General features: G+C 69.4%; 21 protein-coding genes. All 21 read left to right on the top strand.

What is annotated here, in order from left to right:
- The first annotated feature begins 7 nt into the window (after window positions 1-7).
- The 21 genes from rpsQ to JSY14_RS04025 all read left to right on the top strand — a co-directional run bounded on the left by rpsQ (window position 8) and on the right by JSY14_RS04025 (window position 13,817).
- Window positions 8-355: a 30S ribosomal protein S17 gene (gene rpsQ / locus JSY14_RS04125; RefSeq protein ID WP_285892246.1), complete on the top strand. Its 348-nt coding sequence runs from the start codon at window positions 8-10 to the stop codon at window positions 353-355.
- A gap of 524 nt (window positions 356-879) precedes the next feature.
- The gene (gene rplN / locus JSY14_RS04120) at window positions 880-1,248 is read left to right on the top strand and encodes a 50S ribosomal protein L14 (RefSeq protein WP_259557495.1); all 369 of its coding nucleotides are present in this window, start codon (window positions 880-882) and stop codon (window positions 1,246-1,248) included.
- Between the two features lie 2 nt (window positions 1,249-1,250).
- Window positions 1,251-1,634: a 50S ribosomal protein L24 gene (gene rplX, locus JSY14_RS04115; protein WP_259557494.1), complete on the top strand. Its 384-nt coding sequence runs from the start codon at window positions 1,251-1,253 to the stop codon at window positions 1,632-1,634.
- On the top strand, window positions 1,634-2,200 hold the full coding sequence (rplE, locus tag JSY14_RS04110; RefSeq protein ID WP_259557493.1) for a 50S ribosomal protein L5: 567 nt from the start codon (window positions 1,634-1,636) through the stop codon (window positions 2,198-2,200). The genes rplX and rplE overlap by 1 nt, the downstream gene beginning before the upstream one ends.
- 1 nt (window position 2,201) lies before the next feature.
- Complete coding sequence (locus JSY14_RS04105; protein ID WP_038371350.1) at window positions 2,202-2,387, top strand: type Z 30S ribosomal protein S14; 186 nt, start codon at window positions 2,202-2,204, stop codon at window positions 2,385-2,387.
- A 65-nt stretch (window positions 2,388-2,452) separates the two neighbouring features.
- Complete coding sequence (rpsH, locus tag JSY14_RS04100; protein WP_259557491.1) at window positions 2,453-2,851, top strand: 30S ribosomal protein S8; 399 nt, start codon at window positions 2,453-2,455, stop codon at window positions 2,849-2,851.
- 19 nt (window positions 2,852-2,870) lie between these two features.
- A complete protein-coding gene (rplF, locus tag JSY14_RS04095; protein ID WP_259557490.1) occupies window positions 2,871-3,413 on the top strand; it encodes a 50S ribosomal protein L6 in 543 nt (180 codons plus the stop codon).
- 2 nt (window positions 3,414-3,415) lie between these two features.
- Window positions 3,416-3,802, top strand: coding sequence for a 50S ribosomal protein L18 (gene rplR / locus JSY14_RS04090; protein WP_259557489.1), 387 nt, complete (start codon window positions 3,416-3,418; stop codon window positions 3,800-3,802).
- 37 nt (window positions 3,803-3,839) lie between these two features.
- On the top strand, window positions 3,840-4,526 hold the full coding sequence (gene rpsE, locus JSY14_RS04085) for a 30S ribosomal protein S5 (protein ID WP_259557488.1): 687 nt from the start codon (window positions 3,840-3,842) through the stop codon (window positions 4,524-4,526).
- Window positions 4,523-4,705 (top strand): 50S ribosomal protein L30, encoded by a 183-nt coding sequence (gene rpmD / locus JSY14_RS04080; protein ID WP_285892245.1) that lies wholly within the window; start codon window positions 4,523-4,525, stop codon window positions 4,703-4,705. Before rpsE ends, rpmD begins: the two co-directional genes overlap by 4 nt.
- Before the next feature lies 1 nt (window position 4,706).
- The gene (gene rplO / locus JSY14_RS04075) at window positions 4,707-5,162 is read left to right on the top strand and encodes a 50S ribosomal protein L15 (RefSeq protein WP_259557486.1); all 456 of its coding nucleotides are present in this window, start codon (window positions 4,707-4,709) and stop codon (window positions 5,160-5,162) included.
- 117 nt (window positions 5,163-5,279) lie between these two features.
- Entirely contained in the window at window positions 5,280-6,590 is a 1,311-nt protein-coding gene (secY, locus tag JSY14_RS04070) for a preprotein translocase subunit SecY (protein ID WP_259557485.1), read from the top strand.
- Window positions 6,591-6,677: 87 nt separating this feature from the next.
- Window positions 6,678-7,265 carry an adenylate kinase gene (locus JSY14_RS04065; protein WP_259557484.1) on the top strand — a complete coding sequence of 196 codons (588 nt, stop codon included), beginning with the start codon at window positions 6,678-6,680 and terminating at the stop codon, window positions 7,263-7,265.
- Window positions 7,266-7,272: 7 nt separating this feature from the next.
- The gene (map, locus tag JSY14_RS04060) at window positions 7,273-8,115 is read left to right on the top strand and encodes a type I methionyl aminopeptidase (protein WP_259557483.1); all 843 of its coding nucleotides are present in this window, start codon (window positions 7,273-7,275) and stop codon (window positions 8,113-8,115) included.
- A gap of 296 nt (window positions 8,116-8,411) precedes the next feature.
- On the top strand, window positions 8,412-8,633 hold the full coding sequence (infA, locus tag JSY14_RS04055; protein WP_038371360.1) for a translation initiation factor IF-1: 222 nt from the start codon (window positions 8,412-8,414) through the stop codon (window positions 8,631-8,633).
- Between the two features lie 63 nt (window positions 8,634-8,696).
- Window positions 8,697-8,810, top strand: coding sequence for a 50S ribosomal protein L36 (gene rpmJ / locus JSY14_RS04050; protein WP_259557481.1), 114 nt, complete (start codon window positions 8,697-8,699; stop codon window positions 8,808-8,810).
- Between the two features lie 198 nt (window positions 8,811-9,008).
- A complete protein-coding gene (gene rpsM / locus JSY14_RS04045; RefSeq protein ID WP_259557480.1) occupies window positions 9,009-9,383 on the top strand; it encodes a 30S ribosomal protein S13 in 375 nt (124 codons plus the stop codon).
- A gap of 110 nt (window positions 9,384-9,493) precedes the next feature.
- Complete coding sequence (gene rpsK, locus JSY14_RS04040; protein WP_259557479.1) at window positions 9,494-9,901, top strand: 30S ribosomal protein S11; 408 nt, start codon at window positions 9,494-9,496, stop codon at window positions 9,899-9,901.
- 74 nt (window positions 9,902-9,975) lie between these two features.
- Window positions 9,976-10,974: a DNA-directed RNA polymerase subunit alpha gene (locus JSY14_RS04035; RefSeq protein WP_259557478.1), complete on the top strand. Its 999-nt coding sequence runs from the start codon at window positions 9,976-9,978 to the stop codon at window positions 10,972-10,974.
- A gap of 30 nt (window positions 10,975-11,004) precedes the next feature.
- Window positions 11,005-11,556: a 50S ribosomal protein L17 gene (gene rplQ / locus JSY14_RS04030; protein WP_259557477.1), complete on the top strand. Its 552-nt coding sequence runs from the start codon at window positions 11,005-11,007 to the stop codon at window positions 11,554-11,556.
- Between the two features lie 188 nt (window positions 11,557-11,744).
- The gene (locus tag JSY14_RS04025) at window positions 11,745-13,817 is read left to right on the top strand and encodes an S-layer homology domain-containing protein (protein WP_259557476.1); all 2,073 of its coding nucleotides are present in this window, start codon (window positions 11,745-11,747) and stop codon (window positions 13,815-13,817) included.
- Window positions 13,818-13,871 lie beyond the last annotated feature (54 nt).

Here is a 13,871-nt window from a genome sequence, read left to right as displayed (position 1 = left end):
CTGAGAGATGAACGAGAACAGCACCGCTCCCGACAGCATCACCGACGCCACCGAGGCCGAGGTCGAGGAGCTGGCCAAGGAGGGCGGCCACGCGTCGTCCCACGAGCGCCCGTACCGCAAGACCCTTCGCGGGTACGTCGTCTCCGACAAGATGGACAAGACCATCGTCGTCGAGGTCGAGGACCGCATGAAGCATGCGCTGTACGGCAAGGTCATGAAGAAGACCCACCGCTTCAAGGCCCATGACGAGGAGAACGTCGCCGGCATCGGCGACCGCGTTCTGCTCATGGAGACCCGCCCGCTGAGCGCCTCCAAGCGCTGGCGTCTGGTGGCGATCCTCGAGAAGGCCAAGTGATCCGACGGCGATCCCGCTGATCGCCCCGGCACCAGGACGGGCCGGTCCTCCCACAGGGAGGGCCGGCCCGTTCGTCGCGCCGTGGCCGCGCTGGTAGAGGCCCTCGGCGTATCGCTGCCGGCGCGACGCCTCACGGGCCACTGACATGGGGCAGGTCGGCCGACGACCGCCCGAACCACGAGACCAAACGCACACACCAGGCCTGACGGGCGGGGTTCCGACACCGGTGGGCCCTGGCGTAAGCTGGACGGGTTGCTCCCGGGCCCCGCTGCATCCACCTTTCGGTGGAGGACTGTCAGCCCGGGGGAGCGCCCGGACCCGGTTCCGCCCTCGCGGTGGGGCCAGCCCAGTCGGAGACCTCGCGTCGACCTTGGTCGATGCCTGAGTCCGACTCGGGTTTCTTTTATGCCCGGGAGCAGACGCCCGATCCGCCTCGGCGGAGCGGACGTCACGTCCGATATCCGTTCCGCAAGGCTCGACCCGCCACGACGGGGAGAGAACCGGCGAGACGCAAGGAGAACTGAGTGATTCAGCAGGAGACGCGACTGAAGGTCGCCGACAACACGGGTGCGAAGGAGATTCTCTGCATCCGCGTTCTCGGTGGCTCCGGTCGCCGCTACGCCAGCATCGGCGACACCATCGTGGCGACCGTCAAGGACGCCATCCCCGGTGGTAACGTCAAGAAGGGCGACGTGGTCAAGGCCGTCGTCGTCCGCACCGTCAAGGAGCGTCGCCGCAGCGACGGCTCCTACATCCGCTTCGATGAGAACGCCGCGGTGATCCTCAAGAACGACGGCGAGCCGCGCGGCACCCGCATCTTCGGCCCGGTGGGTCGCGAGCTGCGCGACAAGCGCTTCATGAAGATCATCTCGCTGGCCCCGGAGGTGCTCTGACCATGGCGCGCATGAAGATCAAGAAGGGTGACCTGGTGCAGGTCATCACCGGTCGCACCAGCGACGAGGAGAAGGCCGCCAAGCGCGGTCTCGCCGCGGGCGACAAGGGGAAGCAGGGCCGCGTGCTCGAGGTCTTCCCGGAGACCCAGAAGGTGCTCGTGGAGGGCGTGAACCGTCGCACCCGCCACCTGCGTGCCTCCCAGGCCGGTGCCGGCGGCATCGAGCAGCGTGAGGCCCCGATCCACGTCTCGAACGTGGCGCTGGTGGACCCGGAGGACAACAAGCCCACCAAGGTCGGCTTCCGCGTCGAGACCGTCGAGCTGGAGAACGGCCGCACCAAGCAGGTGCGCGTGCGCTACTCCAAGCGCTCGGGGAAGGACATCTGATGACCGAGACCGCCACCAAGGTCCAGCCGCGCCTGAAGACTCGCTACCGCGAGGAGATCAAGGGCCAGCTCACCGAGCAGTTCGGCTACACCAACGTCATGCTGGTGCCCGGCCTGACCAAGATCGTCGTGAACATGGGTGTCGGCGACGCCGCCCGTGACTCCAAGGTGATCGACGGCGCCATCAAGGACCTCGCCGCCATCACCGGCCAGAAGCCGCAGGTCACCAAGGCCCGCAAGTCCATCGCGCAGTTCAAGCTGCGTGAGGGCATGCCGATCGGTGCGCACGTCACGCTGCGCGGCGACCGCATGTGGGAGTTCCTGGATCGTCTGCTCTCCACCGCTCTGCCGCGCATCCGCGACTTCCGCGGTCTGTCGCCGAAGCAGTTCGACGGGCACGGCAACTACACCTTCGGTCTGACGGAGCAGGTCATGTTCCATGAGATCGACCAGGACCGGATCGACCGGGTCCGCGGTATGGACATCACGGTCGTCACCACCGCCACCACCGACGACGAGGGACGCGCCCTGCTGAAGGCGCTCGGCTTCCCGTTCAAGGAGAACTGACATGGCCAAGACCGCCCTGATCAAGAAGCAGGAGCGCAAGCCCAAGTTCGCGGTGCGCGCCTACACCCGGTGCCAGCGCTGCGGTCGTCCGCACTCCGTGTACCGGAAGTTCGGGCTGTGCCGCGTGTGCCTGCGCGAGATGGCTCACCGCGGTGAGCTGCCCGGCGTCACGAAGAGCAGCTGGTAAGGACTATCGCCACAGGTCCGCGGCCGTGAGGCCCGCGGAAACCAGGTGAGGAAGAAGCAGACGACATGACCATGACCGACCCGATCGCGGACATGCTGACGCGGATCCGGAACGCCTCCGGGGCGTACCACGACACCGTGTCCATGCCGTATTCGAAGCTGAAGAGCCGCATCGCCGACATCCTCAAGGCCGAGGGGTACATCCTCGACTGGCATGAGGAGGAGGCCGAGGTCGGCAAGACGCTGGTGCTGGAGCTCAAGTACGGCCAGAGCCGTGAGCGTGCCATCTCCGGTGTCCGCCGCATCTCGAAGCCCGGCCTGCGTGTGTACGCGAAGTCCACCAACCTGCCCAAGGTCCTCGGCGGCCTGGGCGTGGCGATCCTGTCCACGTCCTCCGGCCTCCTGACCGACAAGCAGGCTGCCAAGAAGGGTGTGGGCGGGGAAGTCCTCGCCTACATCTGGTGAGCGGGGGAGGAGAACCACTATGTCCCGCATCGGACGCCTGCCGGTCGCTGTGCCGGCCGCTGTCAACGCCGTCGTCATCGAGGGCCAAAAGGTCACCGTGAACGGCCCCAAGGGCGAGCTCTCCCACGAGGTGCCCACGCCCCTGACCGTCGAGCGCGGCGAGGACGGCTCCATCGTCGTGAACCGTCCCGACGACGAGCGTGAGAACAAGGCCCTGCACGGCCTCACCCGCACGCTCATCAACAACATGGTCCTCGGTGTGACCGAGGGCTTCACCAAGAAGCTGGAGATCGTCGGCACGGGCTACCGTGTCCAGGCCAAGGGCACCGACCTCGAGTTCGCCCTCGGCTTCTCCCACCCCGTGCTGGTGAAGGCGCCCCAGGGCATCACCTTCGCTGTCGAGTCGCCCACCAAGTTCTCGGTGACCGGCATCGACAAGCAGCTGGTGGGCGAGGTCGCCGCCAACATCCGCAAGATCCGCAAGCCCGAGCCGTACAAGGGCAAGGGCGTGCGCTACGCGGACGAGGTCGTGCTGCGCAAGGCCGGAAAGGCTGGTAAGTGATCATGGGCTACGCACTGAAGCACACCAAGGGCAAGCCCGGTGGCCGCCTCCGCCTGCGCGGTCGTCGTCACCTGCGCGTGCGCCGTCGCGTGGTGGGCACCGAGCAGCGTCCGCGCCTCGTGGTCACCCGCTCGCAGCGCCACGTGTTCGTGCAGATCGTGGACGACTCCAAGGGTGTGACCCTGGCGTCTGCCTCGACCATGGAGGCCGACCTGCGCGGCTCCGAGGGCACGAAGACCGACAAGGCCCGCTCCGTCGGCGCGCTCGTGGCCGAGCGCGCCAAGGCTGCCGGCATCGAGTCCGTCGTGTTCGACCGCGGCGGGAACAAGTACCACGGCCGTGTGGCCGCCGTCGCCGACGGCGCCCGCGAGGCCGGCCTGGCGCTGTGACCGGCTCCCGGGACCAGGACGAGAAGAGGATCTGAACATGGCTGCACAGCAGCGGAACAGCGGTCCCTCGGCCACCGGCCGGCGGGGCGAGAACAGCAACGAGGACAGCCGCGGGCGCGGCCACCAGGACCGCGGCGGCCGTCGCGGTGAGCGCGGTGGGCGTGGCCACCAGGACGCCGAGAAGTCGGCGTTCCTGGAGCGCGTGGTGAGCATCAACCGCGTCTCCAAGGTCGTCAAGGGCGGCCGCCGCTTCTCCTTCACCGCCCTCGTGGTGGTGGGTGACGGCGACGGCACCGTCGGTGTCGGCTACGGCAAGGCCAAGGAGGTGCCGGCCGCGATCTCCAAGGGTGTCGAGGAGGCGAAGAAGAACTTCTTCCGCGTCCCGCGCATCCAGGGCACCGTGGTGCACCCGGTGCAGGGCGAGGACGCCGCGGGCGTCGTGCTCCTGCGTCCGGCGGCCCCCGGTACCGGTGTGATCGCTGGCGGTCCGGTGCGCGCGGTGCTCGAGTGCGCCGGCGTGCACGACGTGCTCAGCAAGTCGATGGGCTCCTCGAACGCCATCAACATCGTGCGGGCCACCGTGGACGCCCTCAAGCAGCTGGAGGAGCCGGAGGCCGTCGCGGCCCGCCGTGGTCTTCCCGTGGAGGACGTCGCCCCGGCGGCTCTGCTCCGGGCCCAGGCCGAGGGCCGCGCTGCGGCCCGTGCGGAGAAGGTGGGTGCGTGATGCAGCTCAAGGTGACCCAGGTGCGATCCGTCATCGGCGGCAACCAGACCCAGCGCGCCACCCTGCGCGGCCTCGGCCTCAAGCGCATCGGTGACGTGGTGGTGAAGGAGGACCGCCCCGAGATCCGCGGCATGATCCGCGCCGTCACCCACCTGGTGACGGTCGAAGAGGTGGACTGACATGACCGACAGCAACAACCCGCTCAAGCTGCACGACCTGCGCCCCGCGCCGGGTGCGAAGACCGCCCGGACCCGTGTGGGCCGTGGTGAGGGCAGCAAGGGCAAGACCGCGGGCCGCGGCACCAAGGGCACCAAGGCCCGCTACCAGGTGCCGGCCGGCTTCGAGGGCGGCCAGATGCCGCTGCACATGCGGCTCCCGAAGCTGCGTGGCTTCACCAACCCGTTCCGGGTGGAGTACCAGGTCGTGAACCTGTCCACCCTGCAGGAGCTGTTCCCCGAGGGCGGCACCGTGACGGTGGAGGACCTTGTGGCCAAGGGCGCCGTGCGCAAGAACCAGCCCGTGAAGGTGCTGGGTACCGGCGACGTCAGCGTCAAGCTGGACGTCACCGCCCAGAAGTTCTCCGCCTCGGCGGAGCAGAAGATCACCGCGGCGGGTGGGACCGTCACTCGCGCGTGAATCTCTTTTGACGGGGCACCGTGGCAGGCTTAGCCTGACCGCGGTGCCCCGTCGCCGTCCCCGGGGCAGAGCGCGCCCCGCCGTCCCGTCCCGTCCGGACCCCAGGAGGGAACCCCTGTGAACGCCTTTCTCCGTGCGTTCCGCACGCCGGAGCTGCGCGCGAAGATCTTCTTCACGCTGGCACTGCTGGCGATCTACCGCCTCGGCGTGTTCGTGCCGACCCCCGGTTTCGACTACACGAACCTGATGATCTGCTCTGATCAGGCGCTCAACGGCGCGGGGCAGTCCGGCAACGTGCTGGGGATGGTGAACCTGTTCTCCGGTGGGGCGCTGCTGCAGATGTCGATATTCGCCCTCGGCGTGATGCCGTACATCACCGCGTCGATCATCGTGCAGCTGCTGCGGGTCGTGATCCCCCGGTTCGAGGCCCTGCACAAGGAGGGCGCGTCCGGCACCGCGAAGCTCACCCAGTACACCCGGTACCTGACGATCGGCCTAGCGATCCTGCAGGCGACCACGATCATCACGATGGTGCGCTCCGGCAACTTCTTCATCGGCTGCGCCCTGGAGGTCATCCCCGACCAGTCGATCCCCGCGCTGCTGCTGATGATCCTCACGATGACCGTCGGCACCGTGCTGATCATGTGGATGGGGGAGATGATCACCGAGCGCGGCATCGGCAACGGCATGTCGCTGCTGATCTTCACCTCCATCGCGGCGTCGTTCCCGATGGCCCTGGGGCAGATCTTCCAGGCGCAGGGTTGGGTGACCTTCCTGCTGGTGATGCTGCTGGCGCTGGTGATCCTGGTGGGTGTGGTGTTCGTGGAGCAGTCGCAACGGCGCGTGCCCGTGCAGTACGCCAAGCGGATGGTGGGCCGACGCACCTACGGCGGCACCTCCACCTACATCCCGATCAAGGTGAACCAGGCGGGCGTGATCCCGGTGATCTTCGCCAGCTCGATCCTCACCATCCCGATGCTCGCCGCCTCCTTCGGGGACCCGACCTCCTCGTGGGTGCAGTGGATCAACGCGAACCTCGTCATGGGCATCTCGTTCTCCTGGATCTACGCCCTGGTGTACGTCGGGCTGATCATCTTCTTCGCGTTCTTTTACGTGTCGATCACCTTCAACGCGGAGGAGATCGCCGACAACATGAAGAAGTACGGCGGGTTCATCCCCGGCGTGCGCGCCGGAAAGCCCACCGAGCGGTACCTGCAGTACGTCATCAACCGCATCCAGGCCCCCGGTGCCGTGTACCTCGCGATCATCGCGCTGATCCCGCTGCTGGCCCTGGTGTACCTCTCGGCCTCCCAGAACTTCCCCCTCGGCGGCGCGTCGCTGCTGATCGTGATCGGCGTCGGTCTCGACACCGTGAAGCAGATCGATGCCAAGCTGCAGCAGCACCACTACGAGGGTCTGCTGCGCTGACCCCCGGCGCGTCCTGACGCGACCCGGCCGCCGTTCTCCCCACCCTGCCGTGCGCCCTGCGCCCGGCCCCACTCGAAGGGACATCGCGTGACCCACGCCCCCGCCTCCGCCCGTCGTCTGCTGATCGTCGGTCCCCCTGGGGCCGGCAAGGGCACCCAGGCCGCCCGCATCAGCGAGGCCCTGGGCATCCCCGCCATCTCCACCGGCGACATCTTCCGCGCGAACGTCTCCCAGGAGACCGAGCTGGGCGTCCTCGCGAAGTCGTACATGGACCGCGGCGAGTACGTGCCCGACGAGGTCACCAACGACATGGTCCGCTCCCGCCTGGCGGAGGACGACGCCCGCGAGGGCTTTTTGCTCGACGGCTACCCCCGCACCCTCGACCAGGTCTCCGCGCTCGACGGGATCCTCTCCGACGCCGGCCTCGCGCTCGACGCGGTGATCCTGCTCGAGGTCGACGTGGAGGAGGTCGTCGGACGCCTCGTGGCGCGCGGCGAGCAGTCCGGCCGCAGCGACGACAACGAGGAGACCATCCGCCGGCGCCTCGAGGTGTACGCGGAGCAGACCGAACCGCTGATCGCCGTGTACGACGAGCGCGGCCTGGTGCGGCGGATCGACGGCATGCGCTCCATCGACGAGGTCACCGCCGAGATCCTCGGCGCCCTCGGCGCCTGAGCGGGCGATGCTGGGCCTCGGCCGCTCCCGTGTGGAGCTGAAGACTCCGGAGCAGATCGCGCTCATGCGGCGCAGCGGCCTGCTGCTGTCGCAGGTGCATGACATGCTCGCCCGGGAGCTGCGGCCGGGCATCACCACCGCGCAGCTCGACGCCCTGGCCGAGGAGATGATCCGCGACCACGGCGCCACCCCCAACTTCCTGGGCTATCAGGGCTACCCGGCGACGCTGTGTATCAGTGTGAACGAGGTCGTGGTCCACGGCATCCCCGGCGCTCAGGAGCTGCGGGAGGGTGATGTGGTGTCCATCGACGGCGGCTGCATCGTGGAGGGTTGGCATTCCGACGCCGCCCGCACCCATATCGTCGGGCAGCCGCGCCGACCCGCCGACGTCGAGCTGGTGGAGCTGACTGAACGGGCCCTGTGGGAGGGCATTGCGGCCCTCGCCACCGCCCGGCGGGTGGGGGAGATCGGCGCCGCCGTGGAGGACTTCGTCGAGGCCGAGGCGGGGGAGACGCTCTCCCACCTGGAGGGTTTCGGCGGTCATGGCATCGGCACCGCCATGCACATGGAGCCGGATGTCATGAACTACCGCACTCGGGATCGCGGCCCGAAGGTGGTCCCCGGGATGTGCCTGGCGATCGAGCCGATGCTCATCCAGGGCCCCGGCGACTGGGAGCAGCTCGACGACGGGTGGACCATCGTGGCCACCGGCGGCGGGCGCGCGGCCCACTGGGAGCATTCCGTGGCCGTGACGGAGCAGGGCCTGCTCGTCCTCACCGAGCGGGACGGGGGAGCGGCCCGGCTGGCCGAGCGGGGAATTCGCACCGCTCCCGACCCCGTCGCGAGCTGAGGCCGATCGGGCAGGGGCCGACGGCGGGCCGCGACGTGACCCGCCCCACCTGAGATCACCCTGGGCAGACACGACCTGGCCGTGTAGGATGGACGGCTGGGTGTGCTCCCTGCGCGTTAGGAGCCGCCCGCGCGCGAGCTGGGACTCGAGCGCCCCGCTGACCTGCGGAAGCGGACGAGGCGCCCTTCGGGGACGCGAGGTCCGGATTCATGGTCCCGGGCGTTCCCCGGCTCGTGGACCGGTATCGACGCGACGACCCTGCGCCCGCCCTGCGGGCCGGAGGAGATTGGGGATCCATGGCCAAGAAGGACGGCGTCATCGAGGTCGAGGGCACGGTGACGGAGGCGCTCGCCAACGCGCGCTTCCGCGTGGAGCTCGACAACGGGCACAAGGTCCTCGCGCACATCTCCGGAAAGATGCGTCAGCACTACATCCGCATCCTGCCGGAGGACCGCGTGGTCGTGGAGCTCAGCCCCTACGACCTCGACAAGGGTCGCATCGTCTACCGCTACAAGTGATCCGCCCCGGCGGATCCCCTCGGGGCCGCCGTGCGGCGGCCCCGCGTCCGTGAGAAGGAAGAGATGAAGGTCAAGCCGAGCGTCAAGCCGATCTGTGACAAGTGCAAGGTGATCCGTCGCCACTCGCGCGTCATGGTCATCTGCGCCAACCCTCGTCACAAGCAGCGCCAGGGCTGAGCCCCGGCGTGTGACCCCCCGGTCGCCACGGCGACCGACGCCCCTGAGGGGCACCTGCCCGCCCCGCGGGCGCACAACAGAAGAGTCGGCACCACCCGCATCAGCGGGCCACCCGCAGGACGGAGGCTGCGGCGCACCGATCGACAGACGGTGCGGGGTGTCGGATCAGGCCTCCGGGAACAGTAGGAGAACTGCACCATGGCACGTCTTGTGGGAGTCGACCTGCCGCGCGAGAAGCGCACCGAGGTCGCCCTGACGTACATCTTCGGCGTGGGCCGCACCCGCGCTCTGGAGACCCTCGCCGCCACCGGCGTCGACGGCAACACGCGTGTGCGTGACCTGACCGACGACGACCTCGTGAAGCTGCGTGACCACATCGAGGCGAACTACCGGGTGGAGGGCGACCTGCGCCGCGAGGTCGCCGCCGATATCCGCCGCAAGGTCGAGATCGGCAGCTACCAGGGCCTGCGCCACCGCCGCGGCCTGCCCGTGCGCGGCCAGCGCACCAAGACCAACGCGCGCACCCGCAAGGGCCCCAAGCGCACCGTCGCCGGCAAGAAGAAGGCTCGCTGATCCGGCGCCCCGCGCCGCGATCCGCCGCAGTCACTCCGCGCTCCGCCCGGCCGTCGGCCCGCTGAGCCGAGCGCACCGATCATCTGGACCCACCCGAGGAGTTCCGCCGCATGGCAACCAAGACCCGCCAGGCCTCCGCCGCGCGCAAGCCGCGCCGCAAGGACAAGAAGAACGTCGTCAACGGCCAGGCCCACATCAAGAGCACCTTCAACAACACCATCGTGTCCATCACGGACCCGACGGGCGCCGTCATCTCCTGGGCCTCCGCCGGCCAGGTCGGCTTCAAGGGCTCGCGCAAGTCCACCCCGTACGCCGCGCAGATGGCCGCCGAGGCCGCCGCACGCCGCGCCCAGGAGCACGGCATGAAGAAGGTCGACGTGTTCGTCAAGGGCCCGGGCTCCGGCCGCGAGACCGCGATCCGCTCCCTCACCGCGACCGGCCTCGAGGTCGGCTCGATCCAGGACGTCACCCCCCAGGCGCACAACGGCACCCGTCCGCCGAAGCGCCGCCGCGGCTGACCGACACCCATCCGACTCCGGAAGTCCACCCCACCTGAGCGTCATATGGCGGACGCTCCCAGAAAGGACACACCGTGCTCATTGCACAGCGCCCCACGCTGACCGAAGAGGTCGTGTCGGAGTACCGCTCCCGGTTCGTCATCGAGCCGCTGGAGCCCGGGTTCGGCTACACGCTCGGCAATTCCCTGCGCCGCACCCTGCTGTCCTCCATCCCCGGTGCCGCGGTCACCTCGATCCGCATCGACGGTGTGCTGCACGAGTTCAGCACCGTCCCCGGGGTGAAGGAGGACGTCACCGAGATCATCCTCAACATCAAGGACCTGGTCGTCTCCTCGGAGAACGACGAGCCGGTCGTGATGTACCTCCGCAAGGAGGGCGAGGGTGAGGTCACCGCCGCGGACATCACCCCGCCGGCGGGTGTCGAGATCCACAACCCGGAGCTGCACATCGCGACCCTCAACTCCACCGGTCGGCTCGAGATCGAGCTGATCGTGGAGCGTGGCCGCGGGTACGTCTCCGCCGCGCAGAACAAGGGCGTCGACGGCGAGATCGGCCGTATCCCGGTCGACTCGATCTACTCGCCCGTGCTCAAGGTGACCTACAAGGTCGAGGCCACCCGCGTGGAGCAGCGCACCGACTTCGATCGTCTGATCGTGGACGTCGAGACCAAGCCGGCGATCTCCCCGCGTGACGCCGTGGCGTCCGCCGGCAAGACGCTGGTGGAGCTGTTCGGTCTGGCCCATGAGCTGAACCAGGAGGCGGAGGGCATCGACATCGGCCCCTCGCCGACGGATCAGGCCATGGCCGCGGACCTCGCGCTGCCGATCAACGATCTCAACCTCACTGTGCGCTCCTACAACTGCCTGATGCGCGAGGGTGTCCACACCGTGGGCGAGCTCGTGGCCCGCTCCGAGGCGGACCTCCTCGACATCCGCAACTTCGGGCAGAAGTCCATCGACGAGGTGAAGGCGAAGCTCGCCGACCTCGGCCTGTCCCTGAAGGACTCCCCGGCCGGTTTCGACCCCTCGGCCGCGCTGGATTCCTACTCGGACGACTTCGGTGACCAGTACTGACCCCTCAGACCAGATCCCAGGAGAACGACAATGCCTGCTCCCACCAAGGGTGCTCGCCTCGGTGGATCCCCCGCCCACGAGCGGATGATCCTCGCGAATCTCGCCACCGAGCTCTTCCGCCACAAGGCCATCACCACCACGGAGACCCGTGCCAAGCGGCTGCGTCCGGTGGCGGAGCGCCTCGTGACCGTCGCCCGCAAGGGTGACCTCGCCGCCCGCCGTCGCATCACCCGCGTGGTGCGGGACCGCGACGTCGTGAACGTGCTGATCCACGAGATCGCGCCGTCCTTCGCGGAGCGTCCCGGCGGCTACACCCGCATCACCAAGATCGGCCCCCGCAAGGGTGACAACGCCCCCATGGCCGTGATCGAGCTGGTGCAGGAGCCCTACTCCGCCAAGCAGTCCGTGGTGAAGGAGGCCGAGGGCGCCGCCAAGGTCGCCGCCCGCGCCGACGAGAAGCCCGCTGAGGACACGACCGTCGAGACTCCCGCGGAGGAGACGACCGTCGAGACCCCCGAGGCTCCCGAGGCTGAGGCCGCCGAGACCGTGGAGCGCAGCGAGGGCGAGGCCGACAAGGCCTGAGGCTCCCGAGCATTCCCCACTGCGGCCGCATCCGAACATTCCGGATGCGGCCGCAGTGGCATGCAGGTGACATCTCGGTGACGGGCAGGTCGGGACTTCGACGTGTGGGTTACCGTGTCACGGTCGAACAGCCGCCGGGCCTCCTCCCCGGTGGTTTCCCCCTGTCGATCCCGTTGGGAGCAGTACCCATGACCCCGCGTCACCATGTCCGCCGTCGGTCCCTCCTCACGGCCGCGGCCGCGGCGCCGGCCGGTACCCTCGCCCTGAGCCACGCTGCGGTGGCCGCGCCGCTGGCGCCCGCCACACCGACCGACACCACCCTGGAGGACCTCCCGCTCGCGGAGGCCGAGGCCCTCGTCGTCGACGGTCGACCCGTCCGTCGCCTCAGCGGCCGCCGCGCCACCATGGCGGCCGTCAGCTGGCCCGCCGACGGTCCGACCCCGCAGGTCCAGGTCCGCGGGCAATACCCGGCCGGGGCGTGGAGCCCCTGGCTGAGGTTGCAGCCGGAGACCGACCCCGTCACCGGGCGCCGCGCCGACGCCACCGAACTGGCCTGGCTGGGCGAGGTGGCCTCCCTGGATGTTCGCGCCACCGCCCGCGGGCGGGATGTCGCCGCGACGCTCACCGCCCACCTCGTCCGCACCGCACCCGAGACCACCGATGCCGACGTCGCCTCGGGGGAGGCGGCGCGCGCCACCGGCCGGGGAGAGAGGCCGGGCCAGCAGGCGGGTGCCGCCGGACAGGTCGGTGGCGGCGTGCGGGGCGGGGCCCCGGTCGAGGTGACCTCGACGGCTCTTCTGAACCCGCCGACCCCGCCGCTGGTCGGCGCACCGGGTTTCGTCACCCGCGGTCAGTGGGGCGCGGACGAAACCCTGGTGCGAGAGACCACCGGTGCGTATGAGCTGAAGTCGGTGATCGTGCACCACACCGCCGGGAGCAACTCCTACACCGCCGCGGAATCCGCCCAGGTGGTCCGGGGGATCCTCGCCTACCACACCCGCACACTCGGCTGGGCCGACCTCGGGTACAACGTGCTCGTCGACAAGTACGGGCAGATCTTCGAGGGTCGCTCCGGTGGGCTGCAGCGCAACATCGTCGGCGCCCACGCTCGGGGTTTCAACACCGGGACCTTCGGCATCTCGGTGATCGGGGATCACAGCTCCGTGGCGCCCTCCGCGGCCGCCCAGCAGGCCGTGGCCCAGATGATCGGCTGGAAGCTGCTGTCCACCTTCCGGCCGGACCTGTCAGCGCAGTATCCGTTCGAGGTGAAGGAGAGCAGCACCAGGTTCGCTCTCGGGGCCACAGTGCAGCTGCCGCGGCTCCTGGGGCACCGGGACGTGAACGACACCGACTGCCCGGGCGACGCCCTCTACACCCGGCTCGGCTCCCTCGAGGACCAGGCCCAGACGGCGATCGAGAGCGGCTTCCGGGCCCACTACGACGCGTTCCTCGCCGCAGGCGGGGAGGACGCGCTCGGCACCGTGTTCCGCAGCGCCCACACCTCCGGGGCATACACGGTCACCAAGCTGACCCGCGGGCTGGTACTGGGCAGCGGCACAGGGGCCGCCGTGGCCACCCGCTCCATGCAGCCGATCGTCGAGGCCTGGCAGCCGAGCTGGGGTCGGCCGCTGGCTCCACCGACCCCGGACGGCTCCCGCACACTGCAGGCCTTCGAACAGGGGGTCGCGGTGCTCGAGGGGACGAGGGTGCGTTTCGTGGCGCGCCGTTTCCGGGACGTCCCTCCGACCCTGCAGTTCTTCACCGAGATCCACGACCTCGCCGCCCGCGGCATCACCACCGGTTGGCCCGACGGCACCTATCGGCCGTTCCTGCCGATCCAGCGCGACGCCATGGTGGTGTTCGTGTACCGGGCGCTGGGGTCGCCGGCGTTCACCGGCACCTCCCCGTTCCGAGACGTGTCCGCGTCGACCATGTACTCCCGGGAGATCGCCTGGGCGGCGGCCCAGGGGATCGTCACCGGCTGGCCCGACGGCACCTTCCGCCCCACAGCCCCGGTGCAGCGCGCAGCCGTCGCCGCCTTCCTGTACCGCGCCGCCGGTGCGAAGGCGACCGATCAGGGGCTGGAGTCCGGGTTCCGCGATGTCCCGCCGACCCACCAGTTCGCCCGGGAGATCACCTGGCTGGCCTCCACCGGCATCAGCACCGGCTGGCCGGATGGCACCTTCCGACCGTGGGATCCGATCACCCGCGATGCGATGGCGGCGTTCATGCTGCGTTGGTTGGCGTTCCTCGGGCGCTGACGATGCGGAATCATCTGCGAGGATGAGGGGCGGAGCGATCATGCCCCGCCCCTC

Source organism: Brachybacterium sillae, assembly GCF_025028335.1.
In the GTDB taxonomy this organism is placed as follows: Bacteria; Actinomycetota; Actinomycetes; order Actinomycetales; family Dermabacteraceae; genus Brachybacterium; species Brachybacterium sillae.
This window is presented reverse-complemented; position numbering and strand designations above follow the sequence as displayed.

Excerpts from the sequence above, each read along its gene's own strand:
- rpsQ (WP_285892246.1), top strand. The coding sequence starts at position 8 with ATGAACGAGAACAGCACCGCTCCCGACAGCATCACCGACGCCACCGAG.
- rplX (WP_259557494.1), top strand. The coding sequence starts at position 1,251 with ATGGCGCGCATGAAGATCAAGAAGGGTGACCTGGTGCAGGTCATCACC.
- rplE (WP_259557493.1), top strand. The coding sequence starts at position 1,634 with ATGACCGAGACCGCCACCAAGGTCCAGCCGCGCCTGAAGACTCGCTAC.
- JSY14_RS04105 (WP_038371350.1), top strand. The coding sequence starts at position 2,202 with ATGGCCAAGACCGCCCTGATCAAGAAGCAGGAGCGCAAGCCCAAGTTC.
- rpsH (WP_259557491.1), top strand. The coding sequence starts at position 2,453 with ATGACCATGACCGACCCGATCGCGGACATGCTGACGCGGATCCGGAAC.
- rplF (WP_259557490.1), top strand. The coding sequence starts at position 2,871 with ATGTCCCGCATCGGACGCCTGCCGGTCGCTGTGCCGGCCGCTGTCAAC.
- rplR (WP_259557489.1), top strand. The coding sequence starts at position 3,416 with ATGGGCTACGCACTGAAGCACACCAAGGGCAAGCCCGGTGGCCGCCTC.
- rpsE (WP_259557488.1), top strand. The coding sequence starts at position 3,840 with ATGGCTGCACAGCAGCGGAACAGCGGTCCCTCGGCCACCGGCCGGCGG.
- rplO (WP_259557486.1), top strand. The coding sequence starts at position 4,707 with ATGACCGACAGCAACAACCCGCTCAAGCTGCACGACCTGCGCCCCGCG.
- map (WP_259557483.1), top strand. The coding sequence starts at position 7,273 with ATGCTGGGCCTCGGCCGCTCCCGTGTGGAGCTGAAGACTCCGGAGCAG.
- infA (WP_038371360.1), top strand. The coding sequence starts at position 8,412 with ATGGCCAAGAAGGACGGCGTCATCGAGGTCGAGGGCACGGTGACGGAG.
- rpmJ (WP_259557481.1), top strand. The coding sequence starts at position 8,697 with ATGAAGGTCAAGCCGAGCGTCAAGCCGATCTGTGACAAGTGCAAGGTG.
- rpsM (WP_259557480.1), top strand. The coding sequence starts at position 9,009 with ATGGCACGTCTTGTGGGAGTCGACCTGCCGCGCGAGAAGCGCACCGAG.
- rpsK (WP_259557479.1), top strand. The coding sequence starts at position 9,494 with ATGGCAACCAAGACCCGCCAGGCCTCCGCCGCGCGCAAGCCGCGCCGC.
- rplQ (WP_259557477.1), top strand. The coding sequence starts at position 11,005 with ATGCCTGCTCCCACCAAGGGTGCTCGCCTCGGTGGATCCCCCGCCCAC.
- JSY14_RS04025 (WP_259557476.1), top strand. The coding sequence starts at position 11,745 with ATGACCCCGCGTCACCATGTCCGCCGTCGGTCCCTCCTCACGGCCGCG.